Genomic DNA, 21,711 nt, shown 5'->3' with positions numbered 1-21,711 from the left:
CTCCCACAGTGATCCGGTATACGCAGATCCATTGTGGGAGCGAGCCTGCTCGCGATGACGGACTATCAGACACCCTCAATCTAAACCTTGGCACTCACCTCACTGCGATTGACCAGCACCTCCAGCGCGCCACTCAAACTCGCCGCCCTGTCGCCCACCAACAGGTGCCAGATCCCGCCCTCAAGCTGACTCACACCCTGACACCCCAGCGCCTTCAGATCGCACTCCGACAACGCCTTACCATCGGCCAGTTGCAGGCGAATGCGGGTCATGGCCACGCAGTCCAGTTGCAGCACATTGTCGCCACCGCCGATGGCGTGCAGCCACTGCTGGGCTTCAGATGTCGGCACGCAGGCAGTGGGCGGCGCGTCGACAACGACAGCCGGGGTAGAGATCAATGCGCGGCCCAATGCGGGCATCGCCAGGCGAATCTCATCGGCAATGCTGTCAGCCATCGGTCCGACCACTACCTGCAAACTGCCGCCCTTGCCCGGTCGCACCACGGCCATGGCGCCCAGGGCTTTCAAGTCCGCGTCCGAGGCCTTGTTGCGATCGACCATGTCCAGGCGCAAGCGCGTGGTGCAGGCGCCGACGGTAATGAGGTTTTCTGCGCCACCCAATGCCTTGATATAGGCCCCGGCGCGGTCGCTTTCGGCCACTGTGGTTTTCTCGACGGTGGCACTGTCTTCGCGTCCCGGCGTCTTGAGGTTAAAGCGGCGGATGCAGAAGTCGAACACCAGGTAGTACACCACCGCATAAGCCAGGCCCACCGGAATGACCCGCCAGCCGTTGGTGGATTTGCCCCAGCCGAGAATCATGTCGATGAAGCCGCCGGAGAAGGTGAATCCGAGGTGAATATTCAACAGATTGGTGACGGCCATGGACAGGCCAGTCAGCAATGCGTGGAGCAGAAAGAGCAGCGGCGCGAGGAACATGAAGGCGAATTCGATGGGCTCGGTAACGCCGGTCAAAAACGAGGTCAGGGCCATCGACAGGAAAATCCCGCCCATGATCTTGCGCCGTTCCGGCAGGGCGTTCCGGTACATCGCCAGGCAAGCGGCAGGCAGGCCGAAGAGCATCACCGGGAACATGCCGGTCATGAATTGGCCGCCTTTCGGGTCGCCGGCAAAGTAGCGCGACAGGTCACCGGTGACCAGGGCGCCGGTGCTCGGGTCGGTGAAGTTGCCGAACACGAACCACGCCATGTTGTTGAGGATGTGGTGCAGGCCGGTGACGATCAGCAGGCGGTTGAACACGCCGAAAACGAACGCGCCAAAACTGCCGCTCTCCAGCAGCAGGGCCCCGAAGCTGTTGATGCCATGCTGGATCGGCGGCCAGATCAGGCCAAATACCACGCCCAGCCCGACCGCGCTGAAACCGGTGACGATTGGCACGAAACGCCGACCGCCGAAGAAGGCCAGGTACTCCGGCAGCTTGATGTCCTTGAAGCGGTTGTACAGCGCACCGGCCATCAGGCCGCTGATGATCCCGGCGAGCATGCCCATGTTGATGCTCGTATCCAGCACCTTGAGCGTGGAGACCATCACCAGATAACCAATGGCCCCGGCCAGACCCGCCGTGCCGTTGTTGTCCCTGGCGAAGCCCACGGCGATGCCGATGGCGAAGATCAGCGCCAGGTTGGCGAAAATCACCTGGCCGGCATCGTGGATGATGGCGATGTTCAAAAGGTCAGTGTCGCCCAGGCGCAGCAGCAAGCCGGCAATCGGCAGGATCGCGATCGGCAGCATCAGTGCGCGGCCGAGGCGCTGCAGGCCTTCGATGAAGTATTGGTACATGGCGGTTCTCCCTGGATTTTTTATTGTTCTTTAGCTCAGAGGCCAATGTTGATGACAGGCGTGACGCACCGCGCTGGCGCTGCTCAGCTTGAGCAGACCTTGGCTGATACGCCGGCATTCGCTGGCATCGAGGTGACGCACTCGATCCTTGATTTCGCCGACCTGCACCGGGCTTACCGACAGTTCGCTGACTCCCAGCCCGATCAACACCGGCGTGGCCAGCGGGTCGGAGGCCAGTGCGCCGCATACGCCGACCCAACGTCCGTGCTGCGCGGCACCGGCACAGGTCTGGGCGATCAGTCGCAGCAGCGCCGGGTGCAGGGCATCGACCCGCGAGGCGAGGCCGGCGTGGTCGCGGTCCATGGCCAGGGTGTATTGCGACAGATCGTTGGTGCCGATGGACAGGAAGTCCGCGTGCTCGGCCAGCTGTTCCGCCAACAGCGCGGCGGCCGGCACTTCGATCATCACGCCGAGTTCAGGGCGCTCGCTCAGGCCCAGTTCGGTGCACAGGGCATCGAGGCGCTGGCGGATGTGCAGCAGCTCATCGACTTCGGTGACCATCGGCAACAGGATCCGGCAACGGGACAGCGGCGTGACATGCAGCAGGGCGCGCAGCTGCTGGTCGAGCAGCTCCGGGCGGGCCTGGGCCAGGCGGATCCCGCGCAGGCCGAGCACCGGGTTTGCTTCGGCGGGTAGCGGCAGGTAATCGAGTTGCTTGTCGCCGCCGACGTCGATGGTGCGAATGATCACCGACCTGTCGCCCATGGCGTCGAGCACGGCTTGATAGGCGCGGTGTTGCTCCTGTTCGTCCGGTGCAGTCTGGCGGTCGACGAACAGGAACTCGGTGCGCAGCAGGCCGACGCCGTCCGCGCCGTTGGCCAGGGCATCGGCGGCTTCGACACTGGAGGCGACATTGGCCGCGACCTCGATGCGTTGGCCGTCCCGGGTCTGCGCCGGAGTGTGCGCCTGGCGCTGTTGCTCGGCGCGGCGTTGCTGCCGATCAGACTGCGCCTGATGCACCTGAGCCAGGCGTTCGGCGCTCGGCGTCAGTTCGAGGCGACCACCGTCGGCGTCCAGCACCACCGCCTGGCCTGGTGGCAGATCCAGCAGTGTCGAACCGAGCGCGACCAGGCACGGCAAGCCTTTGCCTCGAGCGAGGATGGCCACGTGAGAGGTCGCGCCACCTTCGGCCATGCACAACCCGGCGACGCCCTGTTCGGACAGTTGCAGCAGATCGGACGGGGTCAATTCGTGGGCGGCGACGATGGCCCCCGGCGCTATGTCGTAATGCCAGGCTTCACCGAGCAGGGCGCGCAGCACCCGTTGCTTGAGATCGCGCAGGTCGTTGGCGCGTTCGGCCAACAGCGAACTGCCCAATTGCTGGAACACCTCGCATTGGGCCTCGATCGATTGGCTCCAGGCGTGGGTCGCGGCGCCGCCCTGGTCGATGGACAGGCTGGCGGCGTCGAGCAAGGCCGGGTCTTCAAGCAGCGCGAGATGGGCGGCGAAGATCGCTTCTTCGTCGGTGTTCTTCAGTTTTCTGGCCTGGGTCAGGGTGCCGGCGATTTCACTGCGCACCTGGGCCAGTGCGGTGTCGAGGGCCTGCCGTTGTTGCGCCGGATCATTATCCCCGCTATCCACCGGCAGGCTGATCGCGCTCAGGCGCACCAATGGCCCGCCGACCAGCCCCGGTGCGGCGCAGACACCGTGCAGCACGCCGGCTTCAGCCACCCGGTTACGCTGGAACACCGGCGTCGGCGCGGCGGCGTGATGCTCTTCCGGCAGAGCCGTGGACAACGCGATCAACAGCGCCTGGAGCGCGGCCTCGGCGTCCGGGCCCTGGCAGCTGACTTGCACTTCGTCCTGCTCGCCGATGGCCAGGCCCATCAGTCCGATCAAGCTGTCGCAGCTAGCCGATTTGCCGGCGAAATGCAGCTGTGATTTGCTCTTGAAGCCTTGTGCCGTCTGGCGAATCAGCGCCGCGGGCCGTGCATGCAAACCGCCACGGTGGGCAATGCGGATGTGACCGAGCTGTTCTTCGCCGACGCCTTCCACGTCCGCCGCCGCACCAGCGCCATGGCGGCGAATGATGTGCAGCAACGGCTCGCCGACTTTTACCGATTTGAGCGTGATGGGGCGGGCCTGGAAATCCTGGCTGTTGGTGAGGATCAACAGGCTGACCAGGCTTTTGCACTGTTGCGCGACCCGGTCCTGTTCGTAGCGCAGCAGCGGCTGGCCGTTGGCAACCCGCGCGCCTTCCTGGACCAGCATCGAAAAGCCCTGGCCTTGCAGCTCCACCGTGTCCAGGCCCAGGTGCAGCAGCAGTTCGGCACCGTTGTCGGCGCGCAAGGTCACGGCGTGGCCGGTACGCGCGACATGCACCACGACGCCGGCGCAGGGCGCATGCAGGGTGTCGTTGAGTGGGTCGATGGCGATCCCGTCGCCCATGGCGCCGCTGGCGAACACCGCATCCGGGACTTTGGCGAGCGTGAGCACCGGGCCGCTGAGCGGGGCGCTGAGGGTCAGCTCTTTATTGTTGTTGTGCATGGCTCGGTCTCATCAGGAGAAACAACGGTTCAGAAATTCGCCCGGACCCTGTAGGAGCGAGCCTGCTCGCGAAGAACGACAGAACACCGCGGGGTGTCAGGCTGCCGGCGTCATCGTTAACGACCATCGCGAGCAGGCTCGCTCCTACAGGGGGGTGTGTCTTCAATGGGTACGCGTCACTTTGCTCAGGTGCCGTGGCTGATCCGGGTCCATGCCCCGTGCAACGGCCAAGCCGGCGGCCATCACGTAGAAGCTCTGGATCGCCAGGATCGGATCGAGGGCCGGGTGTTCGGCGCGGGTCAGGGTCAGGTCGCGCTCGGTGACGTCGTCCGGCGCCGCCAGCAAAACCCGGGCGCCGCGCTGGCGCATGTCCGCCGCCAGGCTCAGCAGGCCGGCCTGCTCGGCACCGCGCGGGGCGAAGATCAGCAAGGGGTATTGCTCGCCGATCAGGGCCATCGGGCCATGACGCACTTCGGCGCTGCTGAAGGCTTCGGCCTGGATCGCCGAGGTTTCCTTGAACTTGAGCGCCGCTTCCTGGGCGATGGCGAACCCGGCGCCACGGCCGATCACCATCAAACGCTGGCAATCGCGCAGGACCTCGATGGCCAGGCTCCAGTCCTGTTGCGCGGCCTCGCGCAGGCCTTCGGGCAAGGCGCGGCCGGCTTCCAGCAGTTCGGCGTCTTCTTTCCAGTGGCCGATCAAGCGGGCGCTGGCGCTGAGGGTGGCGATGAAGCTCTTGGTCGCGGCGACGCTGCTTTCAATGCCGGCCAGCAGCGGCAGGCTGAATTCACAAGCCGCCTCCAGTGGCGAGTCAGCGGCATTGACCATGGCGATGCTCAGCGCGCCGCGTTTGCGCAGCAAGCGCAGGCTGTTGACCAGATCAGGGCTCTGGCCCGACTGCGAAAAGGCGAACGCCACCTGGCCACTGACCTTCAACGGTGCCTGTTGCATGGTCACCACCGACATCGGCAACGAGGCCACCGGGATGCCCAGCAACTGCATGGTCAGGTAGGCGAAGTAACTGGCGGCGTGGTCGGAGCTGCCGCGGGCCACGGTCATGGCCACTTGAGGCGGCTGACGGCGCAGGCGCCCGGCGATCTCGATCATTGGCGCGTCGAGCTGCTGCAATTGAGCTTGCACGGCCTCGAACGAGGACAGCGCCTCTTCAAGCATTTTTGAAGTCAATGTCTTCTCCTTCGACCATGACGGCGGTCAGTTTCAGTGAGCGATCCAGCCGCACGCAGTCGGCCCAGGCGCCCGGTTGCAGGCGTCCGCGTTCGTTGAGGCCGAGGTAATCGGCGGGAAATTGCGACAGGCGTTGCGACGCCTCGGCGATGGGCAGGCCGATCTTCACCAGGTTGCGCAAGGCCTGATCCATGGTCAGGGTGCTGCCGGCCAGGGTGCCGTCGGGCAAGCGCACGCCGCCCAGGCACTTGGTCACGGTGTGGCTGCCGAGCTTGTATTCACCGTCGGGCATGCCCGCGGCGGCGGTGGAGTCGGTCACGCAATACAGGCAAGGGATCGAGCGCAGGGCCACGCGGATCGCGCCGGGGTGCACGTGCAGCAAATCCGGAATCAGTTCGGCGTATCGGGCATGGGCCAGTGCCGCGCCGACGATCCCGGGTTCGCGGTGATGCAACGGGCTCATGGCGTTGTACAGGTGAGTGAAGCTGGTGGCGCCGGCTTCCAGGGCCGCGACGCCTTCTTCATAGCTGCCCAGGGTGTGGCCGATCTGCATGCGTATGCCTCGGCTGCTCAGGGTGCGGATCAGTGCATCGTGACCGGCGATTTCCGGGGCGATGGTGATCACCCGGATCGGCGCCAGGGCCAGGTAGGCTTCGACTTCGGCCAGCATCGCCGTGTGGGCGAAGTTGGGTTGTGCGCCGAGTTTTCCCGGATTGATGTAGGGCCCTTCCAGATGCACACCCAGGATCCGGGCGCTGCCTGGTGAACGTTGCTCGCAGAATTGGCCTACAGCCTCGAGCACTTTGGAAATTTCCTCGCTCGGCGCCGTCATGGTGGTGGCCAGCAGCGACGTGGTGCCGAAGCGCACATGGGTTTTGCAGATGGTTTCGAAGGCGGGCGCGCCCTCCATGATGTCCTTGCCGCCACCGCCGTGAACGTGCAGGTCGATGAAACCCGGCAGTAGATAGGGCAGGTCATTGTCCGCCGGATCGCAGGGCACGCCTTCGATGGACAGGATCTTGCCGTGTTCGTGGTGCAGCCGGCCGCGAACCCAGCCCTGGGCGGTGAGGATGTTGTCTTCGGACATGATCGAATCTCGGTGTTTGGCGGCGCGTTCTTTATCGACGAAGCTCTTCATCTGCGAAGCTCTTTATCTACGAAGCTCTGCGACAAAATCGTAGTAATCGTTGCGGCAGTAGGTGTCGGTGACTTCGATGGGCGTGTTGTCTTCGAGGTAGCCGACCCGTGTCATCAGCAGCATGGCAGTGCCGGGGGCGATGCCCACCAGTGCGGCGAACTCGTCCGAGGCGTTGATCGCCTGGATGTGCTGCAGGGCGCGGACCACCGGCTTGCCAATGCCATCGAGGTATTCGTAAAGGGAATCGCCCACCGCCTGCGGTTTGGGAATGATCGAAGCGGGCAGGGTGCTCATCTCGATGGCCATCACCGTGTCGTCGGCTTTGCGCAGGCGTTTCATGCGCGCCACCTTGTCGTTGGGTGACAGGCCCAGGCGGATCAGCTCTTCATGGGTGGGCAGGGTGATTTCCCGTTCCAGCCATTGCGAGCCCGGCACAAAGCCCTTGAGACGCAACATTTCGCTGAAGCCGGACAGGCGTGACAGCGGCTGTTCCAGGCGTGGAGTGATGAAGGTGCCAGAGCCTTGGTTGCGCCGGATCAGGCCTTGTTCGAACAGCACTTCCAGCGCCTTGCGTGCGGTGACGCGGGAGATGCCCAGGGTTTCGCTCAGGCTGCGTTCCGATGGCATTGCCTGCTCGGCTTTCCACTGGCCGGCATGGATGGCCGCTTCCAGATTGCGCGCCAGTTGCAGGTACAGGGGCGTCGGCTGGGTATCGTCGGGGCGTAGGGCGCTGAGGTCGTTCATGCAGGCATGGTCCGATGCGGATATAGGATTGTTGTCGCACGGTTGTTGGACAAAAAACTAATACCACTTGAATACCATGTCAACGCATGAGATGGGCGTCAGGTGCAGTAAAACCGGCCGTTGTGGAGGGGCAGGATGGGGTCTGGTTTGAAGTGGTATTAGAGGTTGGATTTTTTAAAGCAAAGATCGCAGCCTTCGGCAGCTCCTACAGGTGGGAGTGGTATTCACCCTGTAGGAGCTGCCGAAGGCTGCGATTTTTTTAGTTTATTTTTTCGAGAGCGACGAAAGGTCGTCGTTACGGGCGGATTTCGATCATGGTGCCATCGGGCACCAGGTTCCAGACTTCGCGCATGTCGACGTTGCGCATGGCCACGCAACCGTCGGTCCAGTCCAGCGTGTGGAACAGGGATTCGGGGTTTTCTTCAGTGTCCGGGGTGCCGTGGATCATGATCATGCCGCCAGGGTCGACATTTTCGCGACGGGAGCGGGCCGAGTCGCTGATGTTCGGGTAGGAGATGTGCATCGCCAGGTTGAATTTGTCACTGACCTTGCGCCAGTCGATCCAATAGAAACCTTCAGGGGTGCGGCGGTCGCCTTCCATCAGTTTCTGTCCCCTGGGGTTGCGGCCCAGGGAAATGCGATAGGTCTTGAGCGGCTTGCCGTCATTGATCAATTGCAATTGGTGGGCGGATTTGAGAACCAGGACTTTCTCGATGACCTTGCCGTCGTACATTCCCACGGTGGAAGCCTGTGAGAGCGCAGCAAACGACAAGCAGAACAGGGCAAGCAACCAGCGCATTGAAACGATTCCCCAGAAGGTGTCGCGACTTATGTATTTATAGATGTTTTTAGTTGGCAGGCTGAGCCAGCGGCGGGATCGATTCGGACCTTACGGGATAGACCTCGGCCCGCCGGTCAGCGAAGAAGCATTCTAAGGTACGGCCCACGGTGCGGAAAGCCAGCTCGTCCCAAGGGATGTCCGCTTCGTCGAATAATTGCACTTCGAGGCTCTCGGGACCGGGGGCGAAGTCCAGGTCCGCCAGTTCGGCGCGGAAAAACACATGCACCTGGCTGATGTGCGGTACATCGATCAGGGTATAGATGCTCAGGTTGCGCACCCGGGCGCAGGCTTCCTCGGCGGTTTCGCGAATGGCCGCCTGTTCGATGGTTTCACCGTTCTCCATGAAACCGGCGGGCAGGGTCCAGTAACCCAGGCGCGGCTCAATGGCGCGGCGACACAGCAGGACCTTGGAGCCCCAGGTCGCGACGCAGCCGGCGACGATGTTGGGGTTCTGGTAATGGATGGCCTGGCAACTGTCACAGACAAAACGCAGGCGCGAATCGCCTTCGGGAATGCGCTGGGTTACCGGGTTACCGCACTGGCTGCAAAATTTCATGCTTGGGTTCCTGAATGCTGTGCCTATCTTGGCGTGCGGCGGTGTCTGTCGGCAAGTTGTCGTTTAGCGACACACCGTTCTGCGGGGGGTTGGGCGACTGAAGCGATTGGTGCATGATGCGGGGTAAGGCACAGATCGAGAACACTCATGCTGGATGAGCTACTGCATCGGGTAAGTAACCACACACCGCGCACGCTGGAGACTGACCGTCGTTTCCCCGAGGCTGCCGTACTGGTGCCCATCACTCGTAGTGATAAGCCGGAGCTGGTGCTGACCCTGCGCGCCAGCGGGCTTTCGACCCATGGCGGCGAAGTCGCCTTTCCCGGTGGTCGCCGCGACCCCGAAGACCCGGACCTGGTGTTCACCGCCCTGCGCGAGGCCGAAGAAGAGATCGGCCTGCCGCCGGGACTGGTCGAAGTGATCGGCCCGCTGAGCCCGTTGATCTCCCTGCACGGCATCAAGGTCACCCCCTATGTGGGCGTGATTCCGGATTTTGTCGAATACCAGGCCAACGATGCTGAAATCGCCGCGGTATTCAGCGTTCCGCTGGAGTTTTTCCGCGAGGACCCGCGCGAACACACCCACCGTATCGATTATCAGGGCCGCAGCTGGTACGTGCCGAGCTATCGCTATGGCGAGTACAAGATCTGGGGGCTGACGGCGATCATGGTGGTCGAGTTGATCAACCTGCTCTATGACGCCAGGATCAGCCTGCACCAGCCTCCCAAAAGCTTTATCAACACCTGAAGCCATCATTCGAATGGCCTGAACACGTGATGCCCTGAGGACAAACACATGAAATACCGCCTGGGCGACGCCCGTGTCGAGACCCATCCGCAGAGTTGGGTCGCACCCAACGCCGTGCTGGTGGGCAAGGTCAAACTGGAAGAGGGCGCCAACGTCTGGTTCAACGCCGTGCTGCGCGGCGACAACGAGTTGATCCTGATCGGCAAGAACAGCAACGTGCAAGATGGCACCGTGATGCACACCGACATGGGCTACCCGCTGACCATCGGTACCGGCGTGACCATCGGCCACAACGCCATGCTTCACGGCTGCACGGTCGGCGACTACAGCCTGATCGGCATCAACGCAGTGATTCTCAACGGCGCGAAGATCGGCAAGAACTGCATCATCGGCGCCAATTCGCTGATCGGCGAAGGTAAGGAAATCCCGGACGGTTCGCTGGTCATGGGCTCGCCCGGCAAAGTGGTGCGCGAGCTGACCGAGCCGCAGAAAAAGATGCTGGAAGCCAGCGCCGCCCACTACGTGCATAACTCCCAGCGTTACGCCCGCGACCTGGCCGAGCAAGAAGAATGACCACGCCAGAACGTCCGGTTTTATCGCCCTGCGTGAATATTTGCGCGCTGGACGACGATGACATCTGCACCGGTTGCCAGCGCACGGTGGAAGAAATCACCCGCTGGAGCCGGATGGACAACGCAGAACGCCGCAAGGTGCTGGAGTTGTGTCATGAGCGGGCCAAGTCCAGCGGGTTGGTGTGGATGATCGGGGCAAAACCGGGGAAATAAGGGCGCCCCCCGTAGGAGCGAGCACGCTCGCGATGGTCTCAAGAACACCGCGGGGAACCAGATCCTCCGCGTTATCGTTAACGACCATCGCGAGCAGGCTCGCTCCTACATAACACCGCGGGGAACCAGATTTCCCGCGTTATCGTTGACGACCATCGCGAGCGTGCTCGCTCCTACAGTATCCTGTGCTCCAATTTGACAGGTGCCCCCATGCTCTTCCTCATCGCCTACATCAGCAGCGTCGTGCTGATCAACTTCGCTTTTTCCACTGCCCCGCACCTGGACATCATCTGGTCGGCCTGGGGCGGGCTGGTGTTTATCCTGCGCGACATGGTGCAAACCCGCTTCGGCCACGGTGCCATCGTGGCCATGCTGGTGGCGCTGGTGCTTTCCTATATCACCTCCGATCCCTCCATCGCCCTGGCCAGTGCCACGGCGTTCGCCGTGTCCGAATGCATCGACTGGCTGGTGTTCAGCATCACCAAGCGCCCGCTGCATGACCGCCTGTGGATAAGTTCGGCCCTGAGCATTCCCCTCGATACCTTCATCTTTTTCGGCATGATCGATGCGCTGACCCCCGGCGTGATCCTCACCGCCCTGGGCTCGAAGTTCGCCGGGGTCACTGCCGTGTGGCTGATCATGGCCTGGCGCCTGCGTAAACAGGCCGTCGTCAGCTGAAGCCAAAGCCTGCGGTTCATGTAAAATGCCGCGCTTTCTCCCACGGGATGCGCGCAAGACGCTGCTTCCCTCGATGATCCGCTTCCTTGAGGACCTTCAGATGACCCGTATCGGAACCCCATTGTCGCCCACCGCGACCCGCGTATTGATGTGTGGCTGTGGCGAGTTGGGCAAGGAAGTGGTGATCGAGCTGCAACGCCTGGGCGTTGAAGTGATTGCCGTGGACCGTTACGCCAACGCCCCGGCCATGCAGGTTGCCCACCGCAGCCACGTGGTCAACATGCTCGACGGTGCCGCTCTGCGTGCGGTGATCGAGGCCGAGAAGCCGCACTTCATCGTGCCGGAAATCGAAGCCATCGCCACCGCGACCCTGGTGGAACTGGAAGCCGAAGGCTTCACCGTGATCCCGACCGCCCGTGCCACGCAGCTGACCATGAACCGCGAAGGCATCCGTCGCCTGGCTGCCGAAGAGCTGGACCTGCCGACTTCGCCTTACCACTTCGCCGATACCTTCGAGGACTACAGCAAGGCCGTCGAAGACCTCGGTTTCCCGTGTGTGGTCAAGCCGGTCATGAGTTCCTCGGGCAAAGGCCAGAGCCTGCTGCGCAGCACCGATGACGTGCAGAAGGCCTGGGACTACGCACAGGAAGGCGGCCGTGCCGGTAAAGGCCGGGTGATCATCGAAGGCTTCATCGATTTCGACTACGAAATCACCCTGCTGACCGTGCGTCACGTCGGCGGCACTACGTTCCTGGCGCCGGTCGGCCACCGTCAGGAAAAAGGCGACTACCAGGAATCCTGGCAGCCACAAGCCATGAGCCCGGTTGCCCTGGCGGAATCCGAGCGCGTGGCCAAGGCCGTCACCGAGGCCCTGGGCGGCCGTGGTCTGTTTGGCGTCGAGCTGTTCATCAAAGGTGATCAGGTGTGGTTCAGCGAAGTGTCGCCGCGCCCGCACGACACCGGCATGGTCACCATGATTTCCCAGGATCTGTCGCAGTTCGCCCTGCATGCACGAGCGATCCTCGGCCTGCCGATCCCGGTGGTGCGCCAGTTCGGGCCTTCGGCTTCGGCGGTGATTCTGGTGGAAGGGCAGTCGACCCAGACTGCGTTCGCCAACCTGGGCGCCGCGCTGAGCGAGCCGGATACCGCGCTGCGCCTGTTCGGCAAGCCTGAGGTCAACGGCCAGCGCCGCATGGGTGTGGCCCTGGCGCGCGACGAGTCGATCGAAGCTGCCCGCGCCAAGGCGACCCGTGCTTCTCAGGCGGTTGTCGTCGAGCTGTAAAAACAGCTGCGGCGGGCCTATACCTTCTAAAGGCTCGTCGGCTGAACCTTGTAGGAGCGAGCCTGCTCGCGATGGACCAGAGGGCAACGCGTTTAATCAGGGATTACGCGTTATCGTTAGCGACCATCGCGAGCAGGCTCGCTCCTACAGGTAATTCGCGTCCGATCATTTATCAACGCTCCAGGCCTGTCCCCCCATGAACTCCCAAAGCATCATCGTCCCGAAAATCTCCACACTGCCGGTGCACGAGCCCCGGGCCCGGGCGATCGTGCGTTGGCTGGTGCGCAAGAACATCATCCAGGAAGAGCTCACGACATGCGGTCGCACCGGTAACCGCATGGCCCACGCCATTGGCGAAGGTGCCCGTGCCGTGGTCCTGCACCCCGACGCGCTGCCGTTCGGTGAACAGATCAATGGCCTGGAAATCATCACCAAGCGCTGCATCTATACGCCTGCCAAGGGTTTCCTGGGCGAGGCGGGGTGTGCCGAGTGCCGCCAGGAAATCGGCGAAGCGCTGTTTGAAAGCCTGGAAGACTGGATGCCCGGGCGCACCGATAACTTCACCTGCCCGGAATGCGGGCATGAAGACGACATCAACGGCTTCCTGTACCTGCAGGAATGCGGCTTCTCCAATCTGGGCTTCATCTTCAACAACTGGGCCGAAGCCGGATTCAAGCAGAGCTTTCTCGACGAATTCGCCGATTGGCTCGATCAACCCGTCAGCTGGGTCAAAGTCGAACTCTGATGACCTTGTAGGAGCGAGCCTGCTCGCGATGGTCGTGAACGATGACGCGGGCTGTCTGGAGACAAGCGTCGCGTTCAAGTTCATCGCGAGCAGGCTCGCTCCTACAAAAAAGCAGCAATCTGGCGAATGTAATCTCCGTATATCAGTAATGCCAATAATAGACAGAGTTTTACATTGAACCCGAAGGGGTGTCTGACTATAATGGCGCGCTTCCATTTTCCCGCTCGGGAGCCCCCGCGATGCTGCGTATCAGCCAAGAAGCTCTGACATTCGACGACATTCTCCTCGTGCCCGGTTATTCCGAGGTACTTCCTAACGAAGTCAGTCTGAAAACCCGCCTTACCCGTGGCATCGAGCTGAACATTCCTCTGGTTTCTGCCGCCATGGACACCGTTACTGAAGCCCGTCTGGCAATCGCCATGGCTCAGGAAGGTGGCATCGGCATCATCCACAAGAACATGACCATCGAGCAGCAAGCTGCCGAAGTGCGCAAGGTCAAGAAGTTCGAAGCCGGTGTCGTCAAGGACCCGATCACCATCGAGGCTGACGCCACGGTTCGTGACCTGTTCGAACTGACCCGCCTGCACAATATTTCCGGCGTTCCGGTGCTGCACGATGGCGACCTGGTCGGCATCGTCACTTCCCGTGACGTGCGTTTCGAAAGCCGTCTGGACGCCAGTGTCCGCGAAGTGATGACGCCTAAAGAGCGTCTGGTCACTGTCAAGGAAGGCGCCGACAAGAACGACGTTCGCGAGCTGCTGCACAAGCACCGCATCGAACGCGTGCTGATCGTCGACGACAAGTTCGCCCTCAAGGGCATGATGACCGTCAACGACATCGAAAAAGCCAAGGCTTATCCGCTGGCCAGCAAGGACGATCAAGGTCGTCTGCGCGTTGGCGCCGCCGTCGGTACCGGTAAAGACACCGGCGACCGCGTTGCCGCCCTGGTCAATGCCGGCGTTGACGTGGTGGTGGTCGACACCGCTCACGGTCACTCCAAGGGTGTGATCGACCGCGTTCGCTGGGTCAAACAGAATTTCCCTGAAGTGCAGGTCATCGGCGGCAACATCGCCACCGGCGCTGCCGCCAAGGCCCTGGCCGAAGCCGGCGCTGACGCCGTCAAGGTCGGTATCGGCCCTGGCTCGATCTGCACCACCCGTATCGTCGCCGGTGTCGGCGTTCCTCAGATCAGTGCCATCGCCAACGTCGCCGCTGCCCTTGAAGGCACCGGTGTTCCGTTGATCGCCGACGGCGGCATCCGTTTCTCCGGTGACCTGTCCAAAGCCATCGTTGCCGGTGCTTCCTGCGTGATGATGGGCTCGATGTTCGCCGGTACCGAAGAGGCTCCGGGCGAAATCGAACTGTTCCAGGGCCGTTCGTACAAGGCTTACCGTGGCATGGGTTCGCTGGGCGCCATGTCCCAGGCTCAAGGTTCCTCCGACCGTTACTTCCAGGATTCCTCGGCAGGCGCCGAGAAGCTGGTTCCGGAAGGCATCGAAGGGCGTGTTCCGTACAAGGGCACCCTGAGCGCGATCATCCACCAGTTGATGGGCGGCCTGCGTTCCTCGATGGGCTACACCGGTAGCGCCAACATCGAAGAAATGCGCACCAAGCCTGAGTTCGTGCGGATCACCGGCGCTGGCATGGCCGAGTCCCACGTCCACGACGTGCAGATCACCAAGGAAGCGCCGAACTACCGCGTAGGTTGAGCCTTCAAGTAAAAAGTTAACGACCGGGGCTGTTTGATTCAGCCCCGAGTTGTTTCTGAATCACGACTGTTTCTGAATGACTTAGACGAGACTGAATCATGGCCCTCGATATTCACGCTCACCGCATCCTGATCCTCGACTTCGGTTCCCAGTACACCCAACTGATCGCTCGCCGCGTACGCGAGATCGGCGTGTACTGCGAACTGCACCCGTTCGACATGGATGACGAAGCGATCCGCGAATTCGCGCCAAAGGGGATCATCCTCGCGGGCGGCCCGGAGTCGGTACACGTGGCGGACAGCCCGCGCGCACCACAGGCGGTCTGGGACCTGGGCGTACCGGTTTTCGGTATCTGCTACGGCATGCAGACCATGGCCGAACAGCTGGGCGGCAAGGTAGAAGGCTCCGAACTGCGTGAGTTCGGTTACGCCCGTGTCGACGTGGTCGGCAAGAGCCGCTTGCTGGACGGTATCGAAGACCACGTCGACGCCGACGGCCTGTTCGGCCTCGACGTGTGGATGAGCCACGGTGACAAGGTCACCAAAATGCCAGGCGACTTCCACATCCTGGCCAGCACCCCGAGCTGCCCGATCGCCGGCATGTTCAACGACGAACGCGCTTACTACGGCGTGCAGTTCCACCCGGAAGTGACCCACACCAAGCAGGGCGGTCGCATCCTGTCGCGCTTCGTCCTCGATATCTGCGGCTGCGAAGCACTGTGGACTCCGTCGAAAATCGCTGAAGACGCCATCGCCCAGGTTCGCGCCCAGGTCGGCACCGACAACGTGCTGCTCGGCCTGTCCGGCGGTGTCGACTCCTCCGTGGTTGCTGCGCTGTTGCACAAGGCAATCGGCGACCAGCTGACCTGCGTCTTCGTCGACAACGGCCTGCTGCGTCTGCACGAAGGCGAGCAAGTGATGGCCATGTTCGCCGAGAACATGGGCGTCAAGGTGATCCGCGCCAACGCCGAGGACCAGTTCCTCAACAACCTGGCCGGCGAAGCCGACCCTGAGAAGAAGCGCAAGATCATCGGCCGTACCTTCATCGACGTGTTCGATGCCGAATCCTGCAAGCTGGACAACATCAAGTACCTGGCCCAGGGCACCATCTACCCGGACGTGATCGAGTCGGCTGGCGCGAAAAGCGGCAAGGCTCACGTGATCAAGTCGCACCACAACGTTGGCGGCCTGCCGGAAGAAATGAACCTCAAGCTGGTTGAACCGCTGCGTGAGCTGTTCAAGGACGAAGTCCGTCGTCTGGGCCTGGAGCTGGGCCTGCCGTACGACATGGTCTACCGTCACCCGTTCCCGGGTCCTGGCCTGGGCGTGCGGATCCTCGGTGAAGTGAAGAAGGAATACGCCGACCTGCTGCGTCGCGCCGACCACATCTTCATCGAAGAGCTGCGCAAGGCCGACTGGTATCACAAGGTCAGCCAGGCATTCGTGGTGTTCCAGCCGGTGAAATCGGTAGGCGTGGTTGGCGATGGCCGTCGTTACGCCTGGGTCGTCGCCCTGCGTGCCGTAGAGACCATCGACTTCATGACCGCGCGTTGGGCTCACCTGCCTTACGAGCTGCTGGAAACCGTTTCCGGCCGCATCATCAATGAAATCGAAGGCATCTCCCGCGTCACCTACGACGTGTCGAGCAAGCCACCGGCGACCATTGAGTGGGAATGATCCCGCGACACAGGTTGCAGTGACGCACCAAGAAAAAAACCTGGCCTCGGCCAGGGTTTTTTTTGTGTGGCTTGTAAGGCCGGATCAGACAGGAAGGCGACTTTGAAGATTCAGGCCCATCTGCGTCAGCGCGCTGGATAACTCTTGCAGGCTGTCGTAGGGAACCCGGTTGACCGGACCCCACGATGGGCGATCGATGTAATAGCGTCCATCGGCAAAGCTCTGCACCGCGGTTTGCACCAGCTCGCCATTCTGACTGCGGTGAAACAATGTGATAGCGCCCTGGGAGCGTTCAAACACATACATGCCCGCGCGATAAAGCAGTCTGTGGATTTGCGTCTCGGTGCGGCTGACTGGCGCAGCTTCCATGCGCAGGAGCAGATCGGCGTATTGGGGGTCGACGGTCCCGCGCATGGTCTCGGCCTGCACGGAAGGCCCTCTTTCGATCTCGACACCCGGATCTACGACGATACTCTCGCCTTGTCCCGGATTGACTTCTTCAATGCGCAAACCGATGCCGCCTTCCAATTCGCTGATGCCGGCCAACCCCCTGAAAGTATTTGTACTTTCAACGCCGGTCAGCACGACCCACTTGCCTGTGTCATTGATGGTTTTATCAAGAAACATGATGTCGGCTGTCAGGTGATTGGTACTGATTTGCTCTTCAATCCGTGTCAGCGAAACGGGTTTTCTGTAGGTCGCCGCGCAATCGGTAGCCTGGATACGAATGCCGTTTTGCCGGGCGGTTTTCACCAGTTCCAGTTCATTGAACTGTCCTGACGGATCGGTGCCGAGGCGAGTCAGATACTTTTCCAGGTCCTCGGACATGACGCCGTCCTTGAAGTAGGCGTTCAGGTCGGCCTGGGCAAAGTCGCTGAGCAGTCGACGTACATAGAGGGTCTTGACGCCTTGCCGCGCCAGGGCGGCCATGTTTTCAATCATCAATCGCATGCTGGAAATGCGCCCCGGCGTTTCACTGATGACCAGACCGGGGGCGGATTCGAATACCTGTGCGATGAGATCCGGGAAGGTCGTTGAGGCGTTGACGGCCGGAATTGCCGGACGCGGCGGCAGATTGGCCCATGGGAGGTTTTCATAGAAACGTCGGGCGGAAATCAAAAGCGTCCTGGCCTTGTTGGCGAAATGCAGGGCATATCGATCGGGAGCGATCAGCCCGCCGTTCGGACCGATCTGCACTTGAATGTGTGTCTCGCGCAGTCCCATGGCCCATTTTTTCAGTTCAAGCCGACGGGCTGGTTCAACGTCGTAGGGCGTTTTTACGAGGCTGATATCGTTAGAGGGCGAGGGCTGAGGTTCGGTGACAGGCGGAGTGGGCGGCGAGCCGGGCTCAACTGCAGGTTGCTCCGGTTCGATGGGGACCGGTTCGCGGGCGTCAAGTTCCAGCTCTACCGTGCATGGCTTGCCCACGCACTGGCCGCCACCCTTGAGGCCCAACTGGGTCATCCGCTCCCAGAGGCCTTCGTCATTCAAGCGCACCGGCAATGAATGAATCAGCTGGTTGGGCCTCGCCGGATCGACAATCGCCCAGAAACCGCCGCCCTGCGAATCCGTGAAGTAGCGCACGTAATAGGCCGTGTCGTTCATCAGGATGGCAAAGGGAGGGTCGGATTCCAGCCTGTAGATCCCTTGGTATTTCCCTGTTTCCGTACCTGGAGTCAGCCCGTCCAGTATTTCATTGGATTGATAGGTTTGCGGGATCTCGGGAACCTGTCCCGTTTCTGACGTTAAAGGGGGCAGTTCCTCCAGCGGCGGCAGTATCTCGCTTGGCTCTTCGGTCTCCAATTCAGGTAGGGTGCCCGACTCACCCAATTCGCCTGCCTCGACGGCTTCCGATGGTGCGCCAATTTCCGCCAGCGCTCCGGTGCCTTTCAAAAACGGCAGGTTGAACAGCGCATCAATGCCGCTGAGTATCGCCCCGGTAACCCCCGCCTTGCGCTCGGCGGCGGTCTTGCCATTGACGGCCTGATCGATGTTCAGCCCCATGTTGGCGAGGCTGGCGCCGATAACCGGCAACGCCACTGGCCAGCCTACGGCCGCCATCGGGCCGAACACCTTCAAACCGGCGCTCAAGTAACCGATCCACAGTTTTTTCCGCAGATCGGCGTTGGACGTGAGGGACAGGTCGGCCTCGGCGAACATCGCTGTGCGGGTCGAGTCGCGCAGCCAGCTGAACGCGTCCCCGGTCACCGCCTGATTGTTCTGGTTGATCAGGTGATGGTCGGAATGGCCCCAGGTGCTGACCAGTCGATTCATCAGATCAGTGATGTTTTCGGTGATCTGCTGTCGATCAGCCATCGGGAAATGCTCGAGGAACTGAGCGCGTGGCGCTTTTTCGTTCATTTTTTGCAGGATCCACCAGTGCATATCGGTGGTGGTTTCCAGCACCTGAAAGGCGTTGTTATCACCCGGTACGTACAGGATCTGACGGCCCTTGGCGTCTACGATGCGCAGGATATTCGTTGTCACATGGCCGTCCACATCCAGGGCATACACCTGCGATCCCTGGCCTGCGGGCGACTCCGATTGCAGCATGGCCAGGCTGACCGGCCAGGTCAGTGGGCCGATGACTGCATTGAGAACGGTTTGAAAATCCTCCTCATTCAGATGGCCATTTTCTCGGGCTTCAACGGCTTTGCCGAGGAAATTGCATTTGGCCAGCGTTCGGAAATCACTGGCATAGTCGTTCCAGAACGTCTGCAGTTTGTTGCGGTACAGGTCACTGAAGTCGATAGCCCAGAGGTCCTTCAATACCTCGTTGCCATGCAGGCGTACTTCATTGGTTGCATCGAAGTTTCTTTCGTCCGGTCCTGCGCTATAGAAGCCGCCGTACAAGTCCAGAAGATCGGCATTGTCCTGATCGGTCGCGCGAAAGCGGTGAATGACCAGTTGCGTCAGGGTCAGGGATTCGTAGGGCTTCTCGTCGTAATGCTGCCAACCGGTGAACGACGTCCCCAGATTCTGAGCGGTCTTGAATCGGTGAAACCAGACTTTGTCGGGGTCGAGGCCTGCGACACCGTATTTTTCCAGCAATTGCGCGGCGACCTCATGTGCAGTGTCCTGCAGACTCGGACAAGCCTTGACCACCTGCGCGGCGATGTTCTTGAGGGCAGCCTTGTCGGCTGCGTTGGGCAGTGAACGGGTTTCTATCGGGTTCATAGGCTCTGTTCCTTGAGTGAGGGGCGCCGAGGATGGCCCCGGCGCTCAAGGGCAGTGCACTGCATATGTACCGCACTGCGGCGTGCCAGGCTGCGTCCATCCGCCGCGCAGCCCTTACTGTTTCGCAATCGCAGGTGTATCGTATTCGCCTTTTGCTGGCCCCTGGCCTGTCGCTGATACGTGAGGTAGTTGAGTTCATGTCCTTTACCCGTCGCCAAATCCTCGGTGGCCTGGCCGGTCTTGTTGTCGTTGGCGTCGGTGCGGGGGGCGCGTCGCGTTACTGGCTGGGCAAGATGGCGGATGCCGAGGCGGGGCACGACTACGAACTGATCGCCGCGCCGCTGGACGTGGAACTGGTGGCCGGGCACAAGACCCAAGCCTGGGCGTTCGGCCCGTCGGCACCGGGCACCGAGTTACGCGTGCGCCAGGGCGAATGGCTGCGGGTGCGCTTCATCAATCACTTGCCGGTCGCGACCACCATTCACTGGCACGGCATTCGCCTGCCGCTGGAAATGGACGGCGTGCCTTACGTGTCGCAACTGCCAGTGCTGCCGGGGGAGTACTTCGACTACAAATTCCGGGTGCCGGATGCCGGGAGCTACTGGTATCACCCCCATGTGAACAGCAGCGAAGAGTTGGGCCGTGGACTGGTGGGGCCGCTGATCGTCGAAGAGCGCGAGCCGACCGGTTTCAAGTACGAGAAGACCTTGAGCCTCAAGAGCTGGCATGTCGATGACGTGGGCAATTTCGTCGAGTTCAGCATTCCCCGAGAAGCGGCCCGTGGCGGTACGGCGGGGCGGCTGGCAACGATCAACGGCGTGCCACAGGCGGTCATCGACCTGCCGGCCGGGCAGATCACCCGGGTGCGTCTGCTCAATCTGGACAACACCCTGACCTATCGCCTCAACATTCCCGGCGTCGAAGCGCAGATCTATGCGTTGGACGGCAACCCCGTCGAACCGCGCCCGCTCGGCAAGGAGTACTGGCTCGGCCCTGGCATGCGCATTTGCCTGGCGATCAAGGCACCGCCGGCGGGTGAAGAGCTGTCCCTGCGCAACGGCCCGGTACGCCTGGGCACCTTCCGTTCGGTGGCCAATACCGATGCGCTGACCCAGTGGCCACCGGCGCTGCCCGCCAACCCGGTGGCCGAGCCGGACCTGGCCAATGCCGAGAAACTCAACTTCAATTTCGAATGGGTGGGCTCGGTATCGGTCAACGTCGACAACGGCAAGCCGCCAAGCCTGTGGCAGATCAACGGCAAGGCCTGGGACATCACCGACAAGACCTGCGCCGACCGCCCGATTGCCAAGCTTGAAAAGGGCAAGAGCTACATTTTCGAATTGAAGAACATGACTCAGTATCAGCACCCGATCCACCTGCACGGCATGAGCTTCAAGGTGATTGCCTCGAACCGGCACAAGGTCATTCCGTACTTCACCGACACCTACCTGCTGGGCAAGAACGAGCGCGCGCAAGTGGCGCTGGTGGCGGATAACCCTGGTGTATGGATGTTCCATTGCCACGTGATCGATCACATGGAAACCGGCCTGATGGCCGCCATCGAGGTGGCGTGATGCGTCAGATTCGACCTGCCGCAATCATCGACCGCAGTCGTGATCGCGACTTCATGCGCGAAGCCCTGGCCCTCGCCGCGCAAGGCGCTGCTCTTGGCGAGGTGCCGGTAGGCGCGGTGCTGGTTCAGGACGGAGAAATCATCGGCCGCGGCTTCAATTGCCCGATCAGTGGCAACGACCCGAGTGCCCATGCCGAGATGGTCGCGATCCGCGCCGCCGCCCAGGCCGTGAGCAACTATCGCCTGACGGGCAGCACGCTGTACGTGACCCTGGAGCCATGCAGCATGTGCGCCGGGCTGATCGTGCATTCGCGGATTACGCGGGTGGTGTATGGCGCGCTGGAGCCCAAGGCCGGGATTGTGCAGAGCCAGGGGCAGTTTTTTACCCAGGGTTTCTTGAATCATCGGGTGTTGTATGAGGGCGGGGTGTTGGCGGAGGAGTGTGGGGCTGTTTTGAGTGAGTTCTTCAAGGCCCGGCGCGCCAAGCCAGCTGACTAAACACCGAACCACTGTGGGAGCGAGCCTGCTCGCG

General features: G+C 61.8%; 18 protein-coding genes. 10 read left to right on the top strand and 8 right to left on the bottom strand.

Going from position 1 to position 21,711, the window contains the following annotated elements; all coding sequences use genetic code 11:
- Nucleotides 1–80: 80 nt before the first annotated feature.
- The 7 genes from nagE to ABTV29_RS25960 all read right to left on the bottom strand — a co-directional run bounded on the left by nagE (nt 81) and on the right by ABTV29_RS25960 (nt 8,807).
- Nucleotides 81–1,796, bottom strand: a complete 1,716-nt coding sequence (gene nagE, locus ABTV29_RS25990; protein WP_433767438.1) for an N-acetylglucosamine-specific PTS transporter subunit IIBC — start codon at nt 1,794–1,796, stop codon at nt 81–83.
- A 30-nt stretch (nt 1,797–1,826) separates the two neighbouring features.
- Entirely contained in the window at nt 1,827–4,343 is a 2,517-nt protein-coding gene (gene ptsP / locus ABTV29_RS25985) for a phosphoenolpyruvate--protein phosphotransferase (RefSeq protein ID WP_433767437.1), read from the bottom strand.
- Between the two features lie 162 nt (nt 4,344–4,505).
- A complete protein-coding gene (locus ABTV29_RS25980) occupies nt 4,506–5,528 on the bottom strand; it encodes an SIS domain-containing protein (RefSeq protein WP_433767436.1) in 1,023 nt (340 codons plus the stop codon).
- On the bottom strand, nt 5,509–6,615 hold the full coding sequence (gene nagA, locus ABTV29_RS25975) for an N-acetylglucosamine-6-phosphate deacetylase (RefSeq protein ID WP_433772026.1): 1,107 nt from the start codon (nt 6,613–6,615) through the stop codon (nt 5,509–5,511). The genes ABTV29_RS25980 and nagA overlap by 20 nt, the downstream gene beginning before the upstream one ends.
- Nucleotides 6,616–6,678: 63 nt before the next feature.
- Nucleotides 6,679–7,410: a GntR family transcriptional regulator gene (locus ABTV29_RS25970; RefSeq protein WP_433767435.1), complete on the bottom strand. Its 732-nt coding sequence runs from the start codon at nt 7,408–7,410 to the stop codon at nt 6,679–6,681.
- Between the two features lie 295 nt (nt 7,411–7,705).
- Nucleotides 7,706–8,209, bottom strand: a complete 504-nt coding sequence (locus ABTV29_RS25965; protein ID WP_433767434.1) for a L,D-transpeptidase family protein — start codon at nt 8,207–8,209, stop codon at nt 7,706–7,708.
- A gap of 49 nt (nt 8,210–8,258) precedes the next feature.
- Complete coding sequence (locus ABTV29_RS25960; RefSeq protein ID WP_110966528.1) at nt 8,259–8,807, bottom strand: NUDIX hydrolase; 549 nt, start codon at nt 8,805–8,807, stop codon at nt 8,259–8,261.
- A 147-nt stretch (nt 8,808–8,954) separates the two neighbouring features.
- Here ABTV29_RS25960 and ABTV29_RS25955 point away from each other — a divergent pair, with 147 nt between their 5' ends.
- The 8 genes from ABTV29_RS25955 (at nt 8,955) to guaA (ending at nt 16,429) form a co-directional block, all read left to right on the top strand.
- On the top strand, nt 8,955–9,554 hold the full coding sequence (locus ABTV29_RS25955) for a CoA pyrophosphatase (protein WP_433767433.1): 600 nt from the start codon (nt 8,955–8,957) through the stop codon (nt 9,552–9,554).
- 48 nt (nt 9,555–9,602) lie between these two features.
- Nucleotides 9,603–10,127, top strand: coding sequence for a gamma carbonic anhydrase family protein (locus ABTV29_RS25950; protein WP_027924900.1), 525 nt, complete (start codon nt 9,603–9,605; stop codon nt 10,125–10,127).
- Nucleotides 10,124–10,339, top strand: coding sequence for a DUF1289 domain-containing protein (locus ABTV29_RS25945; RefSeq protein ID WP_433767432.1), 216 nt, complete (start codon nt 10,124–10,126; stop codon nt 10,337–10,339). Before ABTV29_RS25950 ends, ABTV29_RS25945 begins: the two co-directional genes overlap by 4 nt.
- Nucleotides 10,340–10,549: 210 nt before the next feature.
- Entirely contained in the window at nt 10,550–11,017 is a 468-nt protein-coding gene (locus ABTV29_RS25940) for a VUT family protein (RefSeq protein ID WP_110966532.1), read from the top strand.
- A gap of 100 nt (nt 11,018–11,117) precedes the next feature.
- The gene (gene purT / locus ABTV29_RS25935; protein ID WP_433767431.1) at nt 11,118–12,299 is read left to right on the top strand and encodes a formate-dependent phosphoribosylglycinamide formyltransferase; all 1,182 of its coding nucleotides are present in this window, start codon (nt 11,118–11,120) and stop codon (nt 12,297–12,299) included.
- 196 nt (nt 12,300–12,495) lie between these two features.
- Entirely contained in the window at nt 12,496–13,044 is a 549-nt protein-coding gene (locus ABTV29_RS25930) for a sugar ABC transporter ATPase (protein ID WP_433767430.1), read from the top strand.
- Nucleotides 13,045–13,283: 239 nt separating this feature from the next.
- Nucleotides 13,284–14,753, top strand: a complete 1,470-nt coding sequence (guaB, locus tag ABTV29_RS25925) for an IMP dehydrogenase (protein WP_433767429.1) — start codon at nt 13,284–13,286, stop codon at nt 14,751–14,753.
- Between the two features lie 98 nt (nt 14,754–14,851).
- On the top strand, nt 14,852–16,429 hold the full coding sequence (guaA, locus tag ABTV29_RS25920) for a glutamine-hydrolyzing GMP synthase (RefSeq protein WP_110966537.1): 1,578 nt from the start codon (nt 14,852–14,854) through the stop codon (nt 16,427–16,429).
- An 84-nt stretch (nt 16,430–16,513) separates the two neighbouring features.
- Here the strand turns inward: guaA and ABTV29_RS25915 are convergent, their stop codons facing one another.
- Entirely contained in the window at nt 16,514–19,606 is a 3,093-nt protein-coding gene (locus tag ABTV29_RS25915; protein WP_433767428.1) for a membrane-targeted effector domain-containing toxin, read from the bottom strand.
- Nucleotides 19,607–19,803: 197 nt separating this feature from the next.
- Here ABTV29_RS25915 and ABTV29_RS25910 point away from each other — a divergent pair, with 197 nt between their 5' ends.
- Together ABTV29_RS25910 and tadA are read left to right on the top strand one after the other, a co-directional pair.
- Nucleotides 19,804–21,180, top strand: coding sequence for a multicopper oxidase family protein (locus ABTV29_RS25910; RefSeq protein WP_433767427.1), 1,377 nt, complete (start codon nt 19,804–19,806; stop codon nt 21,178–21,180).
- Entirely contained in the window at nt 21,180–21,677 is a 498-nt protein-coding gene (gene tadA / locus ABTV29_RS25905) for a tRNA adenosine(34) deaminase TadA (protein WP_433767426.1), read from the top strand. Before ABTV29_RS25910 ends, tadA begins: the two co-directional genes overlap by 1 nt.
- The last annotated feature ends 34 nt before the right edge of the window (nt 21,678–21,711 follow it).

The sequence above is a fragment of the Pseudomonas putida genome (genome assembly GCF_050989985.1).
Taxonomy (GTDB): Bacteria; Pseudomonadota; Gammaproteobacteria; order Pseudomonadales; family Pseudomonadaceae; genus Aquipseudomonas; species Aquipseudomonas putida_AI.
This window is presented reverse-complemented; position numbering and strand designations above follow the sequence as displayed.

What these genes read in the sequence shown, in the direction of transcription:
- tadA (WP_433767426.1), top strand. Translation starts at nt 21,180, where the DNA reads ATGCGTCAGATTCGACCTGCCGCAATCATCGACCGCAGTCGTGATCGC.
- purT (WP_433767431.1), top strand. Translation starts at nt 11,118, where the DNA reads ATGACCCGTATCGGAACCCCATTGTCGCCCACCGCGACCCGCGTATTG.
- nagE (WP_433767438.1), bottom strand. Translation starts at nt 1,796, where the DNA reads ATGTACCAATACTTCATCGAAGGCCTGCAGCGCCTCGGCCGCGCACTG.
- guaA (WP_110966537.1), top strand. Translation starts at nt 14,852, where the DNA reads ATGGCCCTCGATATTCACGCTCACCGCATCCTGATCCTCGACTTCGGT.
- ABTV29_RS25955 (WP_433767433.1), top strand. Translation starts at nt 8,955, where the DNA reads ATGCTGGATGAGCTACTGCATCGGGTAAGTAACCACACACCGCGCACG.
- ABTV29_RS25915 (WP_433767428.1), bottom strand. Translation starts at nt 19,606, where the DNA reads ATGAACCCGATAGAAACCCGTTCACTGCCCAACGCAGCCGACAAGGCT.
- ABTV29_RS25970 (WP_433767435.1), bottom strand. Translation starts at nt 7,410, where the DNA reads ATGAACGACCTCAGCGCCCTACGCCCCGACGATACCCAGCCGACGCCC.
- ABTV29_RS25965 (WP_433767434.1), bottom strand. Translation starts at nt 8,209, where the DNA reads ATGCGCTGGTTGCTTGCCCTGTTCTGCTTGTCGTTTGCTGCGCTCTCA.
- ptsP (WP_433767437.1), bottom strand. Translation starts at nt 4,343, where the DNA reads ATGCACAACAACAATAAAGAGCTGACCCTCAGCGCCCCGCTCAGCGGC.
- guaB (WP_433767429.1), top strand. Translation starts at nt 13,284, where the DNA reads ATGCTGCGTATCAGCCAAGAAGCTCTGACATTCGACGACATTCTCCTC.
- ABTV29_RS25940 (WP_110966532.1), top strand. Translation starts at nt 10,550, where the DNA reads ATGCTCTTCCTCATCGCCTACATCAGCAGCGTCGTGCTGATCAACTTC.
- ABTV29_RS25950 (WP_027924900.1), top strand. Translation starts at nt 9,603, where the DNA reads ATGAAATACCGCCTGGGCGACGCCCGTGTCGAGACCCATCCGCAGAGT.
- ABTV29_RS25945 (WP_433767432.1), top strand. Translation starts at nt 10,124, where the DNA reads ATGACCACGCCAGAACGTCCGGTTTTATCGCCCTGCGTGAATATTTGC.
- ABTV29_RS25960 (WP_110966528.1), bottom strand. Translation starts at nt 8,807, where the DNA reads ATGAAATTTTGCAGCCAGTGCGGTAACCCGGTAACCCAGCGCATTCCC.
- ABTV29_RS25930 (WP_433767430.1), top strand. Translation starts at nt 12,496, where the DNA reads ATGAACTCCCAAAGCATCATCGTCCCGAAAATCTCCACACTGCCGGTG.
- nagA (WP_433772026.1), bottom strand. Translation starts at nt 6,615, where the DNA reads ATGTCCGAAGACAACATCCTCACCGCCCAGGGCTGGGTTCGCGGCCGG.
- ABTV29_RS25910 (WP_433767427.1), top strand. Translation starts at nt 19,804, where the DNA reads ATGTCCTTTACCCGTCGCCAAATCCTCGGTGGCCTGGCCGGTCTTGTT.